11 protein-coding genes are annotated in these 13,382 nt (G+C 67.9%); 4 read left to right on the top strand and 7 right to left on the bottom strand.

Going from position 1 to position 13,382, the window contains the following annotated elements:
* Nucleotides 1-4: 4 nt before the first annotated feature.
* Together guaA and BR47_RS0123325 are read right to left on the bottom strand one after the other, a co-directional pair.
* Nucleotides 5-1,564, bottom strand: coding sequence for a glutamine-hydrolyzing GMP synthase (gene guaA, locus BR47_RS0123320; RefSeq protein WP_029120950.1), 1,560 nt, complete (start codon nucleotides 1,562-1,564; stop codon nucleotides 5-7).
* Between the two features lie 9 nt (nucleotides 1,565-1,573).
* Nucleotides 1,574-2,131 (bottom strand): TetR/AcrR family transcriptional regulator, encoded by a 558-nt coding sequence (locus BR47_RS0123325; RefSeq protein ID WP_029120951.1) that lies wholly within the window; start codon nucleotides 2,129-2,131, stop codon nucleotides 1,574-1,576.
* Nucleotides 2,132-2,197: 66 nt separating this feature from the next.
* Here BR47_RS0123325 and BR47_RS0123330 point away from each other — a divergent pair, with 66 nt between their 5' ends.
* The 3 genes from BR47_RS0123330 to BR47_RS0123340 all read left to right on the top strand — a co-directional run bounded on the left by BR47_RS0123330 (nucleotide 2,198) and on the right by BR47_RS0123340 (nucleotide 6,240).
* Complete coding sequence (locus tag BR47_RS0123330; RefSeq protein ID WP_029120952.1) at nucleotides 2,198-3,067, top strand: TauD/TfdA dioxygenase family protein; 870 nt, start codon at nucleotides 2,198-2,200, stop codon at nucleotides 3,065-3,067.
* 70 nt (nucleotides 3,068-3,137) lie between these two features.
* A complete protein-coding gene (locus BR47_RS0123335) occupies nucleotides 3,138-3,872 on the top strand; it encodes a beta-phosphoglucomutase family hydrolase (RefSeq protein WP_029120953.1) in 735 nt (244 codons plus the stop codon).
* Between the two features lie 7 nt (nucleotides 3,873-3,879).
* Complete coding sequence (locus BR47_RS0123340) at nucleotides 3,880-6,240, top strand: glycoside hydrolase family 65 protein (RefSeq protein WP_029120954.1); 2,361 nt, start codon at nucleotides 3,880-3,882, stop codon at nucleotides 6,238-6,240.
* A 61-nt stretch (nucleotides 6,241-6,301) separates the two neighbouring features.
* On the opposite strand, the gene BR47_RS0123345 is transcribed toward BR47_RS0123340, so the two are convergent.
* From BR47_RS0123345 to guaB, 3 genes are all read right to left on the bottom strand, one after another.
* Complete coding sequence (locus tag BR47_RS0123345) at nucleotides 6,302-8,026, bottom strand: GMC family oxidoreductase (RefSeq protein WP_029120955.1); 1,725 nt, start codon at nucleotides 8,024-8,026, stop codon at nucleotides 6,302-6,304.
* 67 nt (nucleotides 8,027-8,093) lie between these two features.
* Complete coding sequence (locus BR47_RS0123350; protein WP_029120956.1) at nucleotides 8,094-9,221, bottom strand: GuaB3 family IMP dehydrogenase-related protein; 1,128 nt, start codon at nucleotides 9,219-9,221, stop codon at nucleotides 8,094-8,096.
* Between the two features lie 32 nt (nucleotides 9,222-9,253).
* The gene (gene guaB, locus BR47_RS0123355; RefSeq protein WP_020102482.1) at nucleotides 9,254-10,795 is read right to left on the bottom strand and encodes an IMP dehydrogenase; all 1,542 of its coding nucleotides are present in this window, start codon (nucleotides 10,793-10,795) and stop codon (nucleotides 9,254-9,256) included.
* Nucleotides 10,796-10,938: 143 nt separating this feature from the next.
* Here guaB and BR47_RS0123360 point away from each other — a divergent pair, with 143 nt between their 5' ends.
* Nucleotides 10,939-11,343 (top strand): DUF5319 domain-containing protein, encoded by a 405-nt coding sequence (locus tag BR47_RS0123360; protein ID WP_020102483.1) that lies wholly within the window; start codon nucleotides 10,939-10,941, stop codon nucleotides 11,341-11,343.
* Nucleotides 11,344-11,535: 192 nt separating this feature from the next.
* Here BR47_RS0123360 and BR47_RS31240 read toward each other — a convergent pair whose 3' ends face one another.
* Both BR47_RS31240 and BR47_RS0123370 read right to left on the bottom strand, forming a co-directional pair.
* Nucleotides 11,536-12,786, bottom strand: coding sequence for an anti-sigma-D factor RsdA (locus BR47_RS31240; RefSeq protein ID WP_036427692.1), 1,251 nt, complete (start codon nucleotides 12,784-12,786; stop codon nucleotides 11,536-11,538).
* A complete protein-coding gene (locus BR47_RS0123370) occupies nucleotides 12,779-13,357 on the bottom strand; it encodes a sigma-70 family RNA polymerase sigma factor (RefSeq protein WP_020102485.1) in 579 nt (192 codons plus the stop codon). The genes BR47_RS31240 and BR47_RS0123370 overlap by 8 nt, the downstream gene beginning before the upstream one ends.
* Between the last annotated feature and the right edge of the window lie 25 nt (nucleotides 13,358-13,382).

A 13,382-nucleotide genomic window follows, 5' to 3' on the forward strand; every position in this document is an offset into this window, starting at 1 on the left:
GAGATCACTCCCACTCGATGGTGCCCGGCGGCTTGCTGGTGATGTCCAGTACCACGCGGTTCACCTCGGGCACCTCGTTGGTGATGCGGGTCGAAATGCGTTCCAGCACTTCGTAAGGCACGCGGGTCCAGTCGGCCGTCATGGCGTCCTCGCTGGACACCGGACGCAGCACGATCGGATGCCCGTAGGTCCGCCCGTCACCCTGCACACCCACCGAGCGCACATCGGCGAGCAGCACCACGGGGCACTGCCAGATGCTCTGATCCTGACCGGCCGCGGTGAGCTCCTCGCGGGCGATCGAGTCGGCGCGGCGCAGCGTGTCCAGCCGCGAGCCGGTCACCTCGCCGACGATCCGGATACCCAGACCCGGCCCCGGGAAGGGTTGGCGTCCAACGATTTCCTCGGGCAGGCCGAGCTCGCGGCCGACGGCACGCACCTCATCCTTGAACAGCAGGCGCAGCGGCTCGACAAGCTTGAACTTCAGGTCCTCGGGCAGGCCGCCGACGTTGTGGTGGCTCTTGATGTTGGCGGTACCGGTGCCGCCCCCGGATTCGACGACGTCCGGGTAGAGCGTGCCCTGCACCAGGAATTCGATCTCGGACTCGCTGGATCCCAGGGTGTCGCGCACCGCGCCCTCGAACGCCCGGATGAACTCGCGGCCGATGATCTTGCGCTTGCCTTCGGGGTTGGTCACCCCGGACAGGGCGTCGAGGAAGCGGTCGGCTTCGTCGACGGTGACGAGCTTGGCACCGGTCGCGGCGACGAAGTCGCGTTCGACCTGCTCCCGCTCGCCGGCGCGCAGCAGGCCGTGGTCCACGAACACACAGGTCAGCCGGTCACCGATGGCGCGCTGCACCAGCGCGGCCGCCACCGCCGAGTCGACGCCGCCGGACAGGCCGCAGATGGCCTGGCCGTCGCCGATCTGCTCGCGCACCTGCTCGACCAGCTGGTCGGCGATGTTGGCCGCGTTCCAGGTCGCGCCAATGCCGGCGAAGTCGTGCAGGAACCGGCTGAGCACCTGCTGACCGTGCGGGGAGTGCATCACCTCGGGGTGGTACTGGACGCCGGCGAGCTTGCGGGCCCGGTCCTCGAAGGCGGCGACCGGCGCGCCCGGGCTGGTGGCCACGACGTCGAAACCGGCGGGCGCCGCGGTGACCGCGTCGCCGTGGCTCATCCACACCGGCTGCGTGGCGGGCAGGCCCGAATGCAGTTCGCCGCCGGCGACTTTCAGTTCGGTCCGGCCGTACTCACTGGTGCCGGTGTGCGCGACGGTGCCGCCGAGCGCCTGCGCCATGGCCTGGAACCCGTAGCAGATGCCGAACACCGGAACGCCGAGATCGAAGATCGCCGCGTCCAGTTGCGGCGCACCTTCCTCGTAGACGCTGGACGGGCCACCGGACAGCACGATGGCCTGCGGGTTCTTGGCCTTGATGTCCTCGACCGTCGCGGTATGCGGCAGCACCTCGGAGAACACCCGAGCCTCGCGGACCCGGCGGGCGATCAGCTGCGCGTACTGCGCACCGAAGTCGATGACCAGAACGGGCTGTGAAGCTGGTGTTTGCACCCGCTCAGTCTAGTGGTGGGTGGCCGGCGGCTCTGCCAGCCGCTCGGCGGCCGCGCCGACCGCGGTGCGGACGTCGTCGTCGGTCATCTCGCCGAGCCCCAGCGCGGACCGCAGGAATGGCCCGAGCAGGCGCCATCCGAGTTGCAGCGCGATGATGTTGCCCACCGCGAGCCGGGCCTGATTCTCGTCGGCGTACCGGGGCAGAAATTCGTCGAGCAGGCGCGCCATGTTGGGAAACGTGGTCTGCAGCTCCCCGACCGGGTACCCGTCGAGCGCGGCTCGGGCGATCACCCGCAGCTGCCGGTCCACCGCCGCGTCGATCACGTCGGCCGGTGCATCGGTGTCGATCAGCTCCTTGAGCCGTTGCCCCAGATGGTCCAGCACCGCTCCGACCAGCTTTTCCTTGGAGCCGAGGTGCCGGAACACCAGCCCGTGGTTGACGTTCGACTTCGCGGCGATGTCCCGGATCGACGTGGCCGCGGGACCGCGCGCGGCGAACAGCTCCGATGCGGCCTCGAGGACGGCCGCGACAACCTCGTCGCGACCCACTGGCACACCTGTAGTCATGTGGCTACACTAGCGTCCACGCACTGTAGTCGACTGACTACAGTTGCTTTGGCCGAAAGGAACGTCATGCTCAACGCCACCAAACTGACCAGCAAGATCGGTGCCGTCATCGACGGCGTGCGGCTGGGCGGTGACCTGTCCCCCGAGACCATCGCCGAGATTCGCGCCGCACTGCTGGAACACAAGGTCATCTTCTTCAGGGGCCAGGACCACCTCGACGACGCGCAGCAGCAGGCCTTCGGGGAACTGATGGGTGATCTGGTCGGCCATCATTCGATGAAGCGCGCCGGTGCACCGAAGATCACCCCGATCGACTCGGAGTACGGCAAGGCCAACCGCTGGCACACCGACGTGACGTTCATGCCCGACTACCCCTCGGCATCGGTGCTCCGGGCCGTCACGCTGCCGACCTACGGCGGTTCGACCTTGTGGGCTTCCACCGTCGCGGCCTACGAGGCGTTGCCCGCGCCGCTCAAGGCGCTGGTGGAGAACCTGCGGGCCGTGCACTCCAACCGGTTCGACTACCTCAAGGACGTCACCGTGGATACGACCCACCTGACCGACGAGCAGAAGGGCTACCAGGCCGAGTTCCAGAAGCCCGACTTCCGCACCGAGCACCCGGTGGTGCGCGTCCACCCGGAGACAGGTGAACGCGCCCTGGTGGCCGGGCAGTTCGTCCGCGGCTTCGTCGGCCTGGACAGCTACGAGTCGGCTGCCCTGCTGGAACTGCTGCAACGACGAATCACCATGACAGAGAACACCGTTCGCTGGAACTGGCAGCCCGGCGACGTCGCGATGTGGGACAACCGGGCCACCCAGCACCGCGCCGTCGACGACTACGACGGCCAGCACCGGCTGATGCACCGCGTCACGCTGACCGGCGACGTCCCGGTCGACATCCACGGCGCACCCAGCCGCGTGATCAGCGCTGCATAGCGACGACGCATAACCGCGCCGAAAAGCGGGAAAGGACACAGCAGAACCGCTCCCGACCGAAAGAGCAACCATGCTGGGTCTCCCCGACGCCGTACACGCCTGCCTGTTCGACCTCGACGGCGTCCTGACCGACACCGCGAGCGTGCACAAAAAGGCCTGGAAGGCGATGTTCGACGACTACCTGCGGCACCGCGCCGAACGTGACGGCGAACCGTTCGTCCCGTTCGACAGTCACGACGACTACCTGCAGTACGTCGACGGCAAGCCGCGCCAGGACGGCGTCCGCTCGTTCCTGCGCAGCCGCGGCATCGCCCTCCCCGACGGCAACCCGGACGACCCGCCGGACGCCGAGACCGTCGCCGGTCTGGGCAACCGCAAGAACGAGATGTTTCAGAAGGTCCTGCACGACGACGGTATCGAGGCGTTCAGCGGGTCCCGGCGATATCTGGAGGCGGTTGCCGCCGCCGGGCTCGGCGTCGCGGTCGTGTCGTCGAGCGCCAACACCCGTCAGGTGCTCGACGTCACCGGCCTGTCCCGGTTCGTCCAGCAGCGGGTCGACGGCGTGACCCTGCGCGACGAGCACATCGCGGGAAAACCGGCACCGGACTCGTTCCTGCGGGCCGCACAGCTCTTGGGCGTCGAACCGGCGGCGGCCGCCGTCTTCGAAGACGCGCTGGCTGGTGTCGCGGCGGGCCGAAACGGCAGATTCGGCTACGTCGTCGGAGTGGACAGAGCCGATCAAGCCGCGCAGCTACGCAGCAGCGGCGCAGACGTCGTGGTCCGCGACCTGGCCGACCTGCTGTAGGCCGCCGATGATCACCCAGGAATCGTTTCCCGTCGAGCCATGGCAGGTCCGCGAGACGCAGCTGGACCTCGACCTGCTGGCGCAGTCGGAGTCGGTGTTCGCATTGTCCAACGGGCACATCGGCTTTCGCGGAAATCTCGACGAAGGGGAACCGCACGGACTGCCCGGCACCTACCTCAACTCGTTCTACGAAACCCGGCCGCTGCCGTACGCCGAAAGCGGATTCGGCTACCCCCAGGGCGGTGAGACCATCGTCGACGTCACCAACGGCAAGATCATCCGACTACTGGTCGACGACGAGCCGTTCGACGTCCGATACGGCGAACTCATCGACCACGAGAGAATTCTGGATCTGCGCGCCGGCACCCTCTCACGCACCGTGCACTGGCGGTCGCCGGCCGGAAAACAGGTGCGGGTCACGTCGGTTCGGCTGGTCTCTCTGGCCCAGCGCAGCGTCGCGGCCATCGAGTACATCGTCGAGGCCATCGACGAATTCGCCCGTGTCACAGTGCAATCGGAGTTGGTTGCCAATGAGGACCAGCCGAAAACCTCGTCGGATCCCCGCGTCGCGTCGGCCCTTGCCAATCCACTGCAGCCGATCCACCACGAGCACAACCAACACAGCGCCCTGCTGATCCACCAGACCAAGCGCAGCGGCCTGATGATGGCCGCCGCGATGGACCATGAGATCGAGGTCCCGGGCCGTGTCGAGGTGAGCACCGACGCACGCCCAGATCTGGCGCGTACCACCGTGATCTGCGGGCTGCGACCGGGGCAACAACTGCGCATCGTGAAATACCTGGCCTACGGCTGGTCCAGTCTGCGGTCGCGACCCGCGCTGCGAGACCAGGTCGCCGGTGCGCTGGCCGGCGCGCACTACAGCGGGTGGCAGGGTCTGCTGGATCTGCAGCGCGCCTATCTCGATGATTTCTGGGACAGCGCCGACGTCGAGGTCGACGGTGACCCCGACTGCCAGCAAGCCGTGCGGTTCGGGCTGTTCCACGTGCTGCAGGCCAGTGCGCGCGCCGAATGCCGCGGCATCGGCGGCAAGGGGCTGACCGGAACCGGCTATGGCGGTCACGCCTTCTGGGACACCGAAGGATTCGTGCTCCCGGTGCTCACGTACACGAAACCGCATACCGTCGCCGACGCGCTGCGCTGGCGCGCCTCGACCCTGGAGCTGGCGAAAAGCCGTGCGGCCGAACTGGGTTTGCGCGGCGCGAGCTTCCCGTGGCGCACCATATCCGGGCCCGAGTGCTCGGCCTACTGGCCGGCCGGCACCGCGGCGTGGCACGTCAACGCCGACATCGCGATGGCGTTCGAGCGCTACCGCAACGCCACCGGGGACCAATCGCTTGAACTCGACTGCGGGCTGACCGTGCTGGTGGAGACGGCACGGTTATGGATGTCGTTGGGACACCACGACCGACACGGCATCTGGCATCTCGACGGCGTCACCGGTCCCGACGAGTACACCGCGATGGTGCGCGACAACGTCTTCACCAATCTGATGGCGGCGCACAACTTGCGCGTCGCCGCCGACGCCTGCACGCGGCACCCCGACAACGCCTACGCCATGGGCGTGACCAACGAGGAGACCGCCGCCTGGCGCGATGCCGCAGCCGCCGCGCACATCCCGTACGACGACGAGCTCGCCGTGCATCCGCAGTGCGAGGGCTTCACCACCTTCGCCGAATGGGAGTTCTCGTCCGACACCGCCTATCCCCTCTTTCTGCACCACCCGTACGTGCGGCTGTATCCGGCGCAGGTGATCAAGCAGGCCGACCTGGTGCTGGCCATGCAGTGGCAGGGCCACGCCTTCACCGCCCGGCAGAAGGCGCACAACGTCGACTACTACGAGCGGCGCACAGTCCGCGATTCGTCGCTGTCCGCGTGCACGCAGGCCGTGATGTGCGCCGAGGTCGGGCACCTGGAACTGGCGCACGACTACGCCTACGAGGCGGCGTTGATCGATCTCCGCGATCTGCACCACAACACCCGCGACGGGCTGCACATGGCGTCCCTGGCCGGTGCCTGGATCGCGCTGGTCGCGGGTTTCGGTGGTCTGCGTGACGACGAAGGCGTCCTCGCACTCGACCCCCAGCTGCCGGACAGCCTGGCCCGGCTCCGATTTCGGTTGCGGTGGAGGGAATTTCGGATCACCGTCGACGCGACGCACAGCGAGGTGACGTACACCCTGCGCGACGGCCCCGACTCCACCCTGGACATCCGGCATGCCGGCGCCGACCTCACACTGAGTACGCGCGAGCCGACCGTCGTCGACGTCACGCCGCGGCAGTCGCTACTGCCCCCACCGCCGCAACCACCGGGCCGGGCGCCCGCACACCGGCGGTTCAATACCGCCTGAGCCCTGGGGATTTGTGCACGATTTTCCGCGGCCAGCGCGGAAAATCGTGCACAAATCCCTGCTAAACCGGGGTGATCGGGAGCCGGCGAAGCGCGCCGGGGGCGTCGGCCGGGACGACGGGGCGGTCCGGCACGATCGGTTCGATCCGCCGGTAGGGCTCACCCTGTGCCGGACGCGCGTCGTCCTGCCCCTTGTTCGGCCACAGCGACGCGGCGCGCTCAGCCTGCGCCGCGATCGAAAGTGACGGATTCACACCGAGATTCGCGGAAATCGCGGCACCGTCGGTGACGAACAGCGTCGGGTAGTTGTAGACGCGATGGTAGGGATCGATGACGCCCGTCTGGGCGCTGTCGCCGATCGCCGCGCCGCCCAGGAAGTGGGCAGTCAGCGGGATGTTGAACAGCTCGCCCCAGGTGCCGCCGGCGATGCCGCCGACCTTCTCGGCCATCCGCCGGGTCGCCTCGTTGCCGACCGGGATCCAGGTCGGGTTGGGCTCGCCGTGGCCCTGCTTGGACGACATGATGCGGATGCCACCGGGTCCGCGCTTGGTGAAGGTGGTGATCGAGTTGTCGAGGTGCTGCATCACCAGCGCGATCACGGTGCGTTCGCTCCACCGCTTGGGGTTAAGCAGTCGAATCAGCTCACGCGGGTCCTCGCCGGCCTGGTCCAGGAACTGCTTCCACCGCGGCACGTCGGTGCCCTGCGGGCCGGCGCCGTCCGTCATGAGCGTCTGCAGCATGCCCATGGCGTTGGAGCCCTTGCCGTACCGCACCGGTTCGATGTGCGTGTCGGGCGTCGGGTGGATCGACGACGTGATGGCCACGCCGTGCGTCAGATCCATGTCCGTGGGCACTTCGCGGGTCTGGGCGCCCACGATCGACTCGGAGTTGGTCCGGGTCAGCACGCCGAGCTTGTCCGACAGCTTGGTCAGCTTTCCGGTGTCGCGCACCTTGAACAGCAGCTTCTGGGTGTTGTACGTACCGGCCGCCACGATGAGGTACTTGGCAGTGAAGGTCCGCTTGCCACGCCGCACCTTGCCGTTGGTGCGTCGGGTCGACACCTCCCACAACCCGTCGCCGCGCTGCTCGAAGCTGGTGACCGTGGTGAGCGGACGTACTTGCGCCCCAGCCTTTTCCGCCAGGCCGAGGTAGTTCTTCACCAGGGTGTTCTTGGCGCCGTGCCGGCAGCCGGTCATGCATTCACCGCACTCGATGCAGCCGGTGCGGGCCGGGCCCGCCCCACCGAAGTAGGGATCCGGGACCGTCTTGCCGGGCGTCTTCTCACCGTCGGGGCCGAAGAACACACCGACGGGCGTCGCGACGAAGGTGTCGGCGCACCCCATGTCCTCGGCGACCTCTTTGATGATCTTGTCCGCGTCGGTGAACGTCGGGTTCTTGACCACACCGAGCATGCGCTGCGCCTGCTCGTAGTGCGGCATCAGTTCGGCGCGCCAGTCGGTGATGTTCTTCCACTGCGGGTCGTTGAAGAACGGGTCCGGCGGGATGTAGAGGGTGTTGGCGTAGTTCAGCGAACCACCGCCGACACCCGCGCCAGCCAGAATCATGACGTTGCGCAGCAGGTGGATCCGCTGGATGCCGTACATACCGAACTTGGGGGCCCACAAGAACTTTCGCAGGTCCCACGAGGTCTTTGCGAAGTCGGCGTCGGAATACCGGGGGCCGGCTTCCAACACTCCAACGCGGTAACCCTTCTCGGTGAGCCGGAGGGCGCTGACGCTGCCTCCGAAACCCGAGCCGATGATCAAGACGTCGTAGTCAGGCTCCATGGCAGAAGTATGGACCTACCGCTCGGTAACCAGCTACCAAGGTATGCCTAACTCGCTACCGCCGGTACTAGCTACCGACGGTGAGGCCCACCTTCTGGAACTCCTTGAGGTCGCAGTACCCGGCCTTGGCCATCGAACGGCGCAGGCCACCGACCAGGTTGACCGAGCCGAACGGGTCGTCGGACGGGCCATTGAGGACCTGGTCGAGCGACGGACGCTCACCCAATGCGACCTGCAGCAGCGCGCCGCGCGGCAGCGACGGATGCGCCGCCGCGGCCGGCCAGAACCAGCCGTCACCAGGCGCTTCGGCCGCCGCGGCCAACGGGGTGCCCAGCAGGACGGCGTCGGCGCCGCAGGCGATGGCCTTGGCCAGGTCACCCGAGGTGTGGATGTCGCCGTCGGCCAGCACGTGCACGTAGCGGCCGCCGGTCTCGTCGAGGTATTCGCGCCGCGCGGCAGCGGCGTCGGCGATCGCGGTGGCCATCGGCACGCTGATACCCAGGACCTCGTCGCTGGTCGTCGCGCCGTAGGTCGAGCCGTAGCCGACGATGACGCCGGCCGCGCCGGTGCGCATGAGGTGCAGCGCGGTGCGGTGATCGAGTACGCCACCGGCGACCACCGGCACGTCCAGCTCGGAGATGAAGGTCTTGAGGTTGAGCGGCTCACCGTCGGAGGCGACGCGCTCGGCCGAGATGATGGTGCCCTGGATGACCAGCAGGTCGATCCCGGCCGCGACCAGCGTCGGCGTCAGGGCCTGGGCGTTCTGCGGGCTGACCCGCACCGCAGTGGTGACGCCGGCTTCCCGGACGCGCGCCACGGCGGCGCCGAGCAGCTCCGGATCCAGCGGTGCCGCGTGGAGCTGCTGCAGCAGCCGCACGGCTGCCGACGGGTCGTCTTCCTTGGCCGCCAGCTCGACCACCTGGGCGAGCTTGTCCTCGACGTCGCGGTGCCGGCCGATCAGGCCTTCACCGTTGAGCACGCCGAGGCCACCGAGGCGGCCCATCTCGATGGCGAATTCGGGCGACACCAGTGAGTCGGTCGGGTGCGCCAGGACCGGAATCTCGAACCGGTAGGCGTCCAGCTGCCAGGCCGTCGAAACGTCCTGGCTGGAGCGGGTGCGCCGCGACGGCACGATGTTGATGTCGTCCAGCTCGTAGGTACGACGAGCGGTCCGGCCCATGCCGATTTCGACCATGTCACGCATGTGTTCTTTGACTTCCCTGTCAGTTAGCGCGAGGAATAGTTCGGTGCTTCGACGGTCATCGTGATGTCGTGCGGGTGGCTTTCCTTCAAGCCCGCCGCCGTGATCTGCACGAACTGCGCCTGCTGCAGTTGCTCGATGGTGGCCGAACCGGTGTAGCCCATGGCAGCCCGCAGACCGCCGGTGAGCTGGTGAATGACGGTGGACAGCGGCCCGCGGAACGGCACCCGACCCTCGATGCCCTCGGGCACCAGCTTGTCTTCGGACAGCACGTCGTCCTGGAAGTAGCGGTCCTTGGAGTAGGACTTGCCCTGACCGCGGCCCTGCATGGCGCCGAGCGACCCCATGCCGCGGTAGCTCTTGAACTGCTTGCCGTTGACGAAGATCAGGTCACCCGGCGATTCGGCGGTACCGGCCAGCAGCGAGCCGAGCATGGCCGTCGAGGCACCGGCGGCCAGGGCCTTGGCGATGTCGCCCGAGTACTGCAGGCCGCCGTCGGCGATGACCGGCACGCCGTAGGGCCGGCACGCGGCCGTCGCCTCGAGGATCGCGGTGATCTGCGGAGCGCCGACACCGGCGATGACGCGGGTGGTGCAGATGGAGCCGGGCCCGACGCCCACCTTGACGGCGTCGGCGCCGGCCTCGCACAGCGCGGCAGCGGCGGACCGGGTGGCGACGTTTCCGCCCACGACCTCGATCTTCTCGCCCACGGCCTTCTTGAGGCGGGCGACCATGTCCAGCACGCCACGGTTGTGGGCGTGCGCGGTGTCGACAATCAGGACGTCGACACCGGCGTCGGCCAGCGTCATGGCGCGCGTCCAGGCGTCGTCACCGACACCGACCGCGGCACCGACCAGCAGACGGCCGTCGCTGTCCTTGGTGGCCAGCGGGAACTGCTCGGTCTTGACGAAGTCCTTGACGGTGATCAGCCCGGTGAGCTTGCCGTGTCCGTCGACGATCGGCAGCTTCTCGATCTTGTGCCGGCGCAGCAGACCCAGCGCGGCCTCGGCCGAGACGCCCTCCTGGGCGGTGATCAGCGGAGCCTTGGTCATCACCTCGGCGACGGCCTTGTCCTGGTCGACCTCGAAGCGCATGTCGCGGTTCGTGATGATGCCGACGAGCTGCCCTGTCGTGTCCACGACGGGCAGGCCGGAGATCCGGAAGCGGGCGCACATGGCGTCGACCTCGGCCAGGGTGTTGCTCGGCGAGCAGGTGACCGGGTCGGTGACCATGCCGGCCTCGGACCGCTTGACGGTCTCGACCTGTGCGGCCTGCTCGCTCAGCGGCAGGTTGCGGTGCAGCACGCCCATGCCGCCGGCACGAGCCATCGCGATGGCCATCCGCGACTCGGTGACGGTGTCCATGGCCGAGCTGACCAGCGGCACCCGCAGCCGGATGTTGCGCGTCAACTGGCTGGACGTATCGGCGGTGGCCGGGATGATGTCGGACGCCGCGGGCAGCAGAAGGACGTCGTCGAAGGTCAGCCCGAGCATCGCGACCTTGGTCGGATCGTCACCGCCGGTCGGCACCGGAACGGAGATGGGAACGCTGCTTTCAGCGATCGACATGGGTGGGGCCTCCAGGGCAGACACAGTCGTGGAACTAAAAAGCCATCCTATCGGCCCAGACTGCGTGCAACGAACTCCACTCTGTGGCGGCTCGCCGGGGTAACGGCTGGCGCATCGTCGGGGGTGATAAGTAGGGTGGACCTGTGCGTGACCACCTGCCGCCGGGCTTGCCACCCGACCCGTTCGCCGACGATCCCATGGACCCGTCGGCCGTTCTGGATGCGCTGGAGCCCGGACAACCCCTGGACCCGCAGGAACGCATGGCCGTCGAGGCCGATCTCGCCGATCTGGCAGTGTACGAAACACTGTTGGCACACAAAGGCATTCGCGGCCTCGTCGTCTGTTGCGACGAGTGTCAGCAGGACCATTACCACGACTGGGACATGCTGCGGGCGAACCTGCTGCAGCTGCTGGTCGACGGCACCGTCCGTCCCCACGAGCCGGCCTACGATCCCGAGCCTGATGCTTACGTGACGTGGGACTACTGCCGCGGTTATGCCGATGCCTCGCTCAACGAGGCGACCTCGGAGCACGACGGCTACCGCTGATTTTTTCTGTTGACGTGCTGGATGTCACGTCTGGCCACGTTGAAGTTGCGCTGAGGGCGAAAAAGCCGAGTAGGCGGAGCCGTGGCTACAGAGTCAACGACCGAGGCCCGGCGAATTCCGTTGACCCTGCACTCAGGGCACAAAAGGCCGAGTAGACAGCGCCGTGGCTACAGGCTCAACGGCCGAACAACCTCAGTGCTCTCCGCGTCCCGATCCTGACGGGGCCTGCGTGGTCGTCACGACGGACCGCTCCCGGGTCGGCTCGGGCTGCGCTTCCTTGGTTGTCGGCGCCACGGTGGGCTGCACAGCCGGGGCTGTCGGTGCAGGTGTGGTCACCGAGGGCACTTCGACAGTCGGGGCGACGGTCGTGACGGTCTGCGCGGGCGCCGGGTTCTGCGTCGACGGCGCGACCGTGGCCGTCTGTGTGGCAGTCGCCGTGGGTGGCTTGGTGACGACGGGCTCGCTCGAGGGCACCGTGGCGGTCGCGGTCGCCGTCGCGGTCGACGGCACGGTCGACGGCGCCGAGGTGGCCGTCGAGGCCGAGGACGACGGTGACGAGGTGACGGACGAGCTGCTCGCCGACGAAGAACCGGCCGTCTCTGTCGGGGAAGTCGCACTCGTAGAAGAAGACGTGCTCGTCGACTCCGACGGCGAGGTCGACGTACTGCTCGACGTCGTGGATGTGTCGGTCGAGGTGGCCGTCGTGGACGAAGTGGTCGACGAGGTCGTCGTCGACGTGCTGGACGACGAAGTCGAAGACGACGTCGTCTCCACCACCGGCACCGGCAACAGGGTCAGCGGCGACGACGGCAGGACCGGCATCGGCTCTCCCGGCGGGGGCAGCGTCGCCGCGGGGTTCTGCTCAACCACCTTGTAGGTCAAGGCATTCCACTGCTGGATCAGCTGTTGCTTGTGCTCCGGGGCGTCGACGCTCTGCACGGTCGGGCTCAGCGCTTGGAGCTTCTCCTGCGCCTGCTGCCACTGGCCGTTGTCGATCAGCTGCTGCACTTGCTGCATCTCGGTCTGCGCAGCCAACATCACCTGGTCGTCGCGGCTGGCCTTTTCGGCGCCGAACATCGCCGTGTGCAGGCCGTACAGCGACGAGTTCGGCCCGGCAGCGTAGATCGCGGTGCCGAAGCCACCCAGGCACAGCAGCGCGGCCGCGACCGAGCCGACGATCGTCAGCGATGTCCGAGATTCCTTGCGGTGCAACCCGTTCTGCAGCGCGGCGACCGCGTCGCGGGCCGTGACGGGCGTCGTCACCGCGGGTTCGCGGATGCTGTCGCGCCAGTCGGCGAGCAGGAACGCCAGCTCGGCTTCGGTGGAGTCCGTCGAGTACGCGTGCTGGTCGGCGGCGAGCGCGTCGAAGAATCGGTCGACGCGTCGAATCTCGTTGAGCGAGGGGTCGCCGCTGCCCGGCGGCCATTGTCCGGAGTCAGGCATGGCCGCGCTCCGTCGAACCGATCTCGGTCTTCAACCGCGCCAACGCGCGGTGCTGCGCGACGCGGACCGCGCCGGCGGTGCTGCCGACGGCCTCGGCGGTCTCCTCGGCGCTCATGCCGACGACGACGCGCAGGATCAGGATTTCGCGCTGCTTCTCGGGCAGCACGGCCAGCAGGCGGTTCATCCGGGCCGCCGAGTCGGCGTCGATGGCCAGCTGTTCGGGGCCCAGCTCGGTGGAGGGGCGGTCCGGCAGATTGTCGGTGGCTTCAGCGCGGTTGCGGCCGGCGGCACGATGCGCGTCAGCAACCTTGTGAGCGGCAATGCCGTACACGAAAGCCAGGAACGGCCGTCCCTGGTCCTTGTACCGCGGCAGCGCCGTGATCACAGCTAAACACACCTCCTGAGCCACATCGTCTGCGGAAACACCCTGTCGCTCGCCGACCCCGAAGCGCGCACGGCAGTACCGAACGACGATCGGGCGGATGGTTTCCAGCACCTTGCGGAGCGCGTCGCGATTGCCGGCAACTGCATCAGCAACGACAGCATCGAGACCATCTCCCGAAAATGTCATCGTGGGCGCAATCTCCAGCGTTACG

The organism is Mycobacterium sp. UNC410CL29Cvi84 (assembly GCF_000686745.1).
GTDB lineage: Bacteria > Actinomycetota > Actinomycetes > Mycobacteriales > Mycobacteriaceae > Mycobacterium > Mycobacterium mucogenicum_B.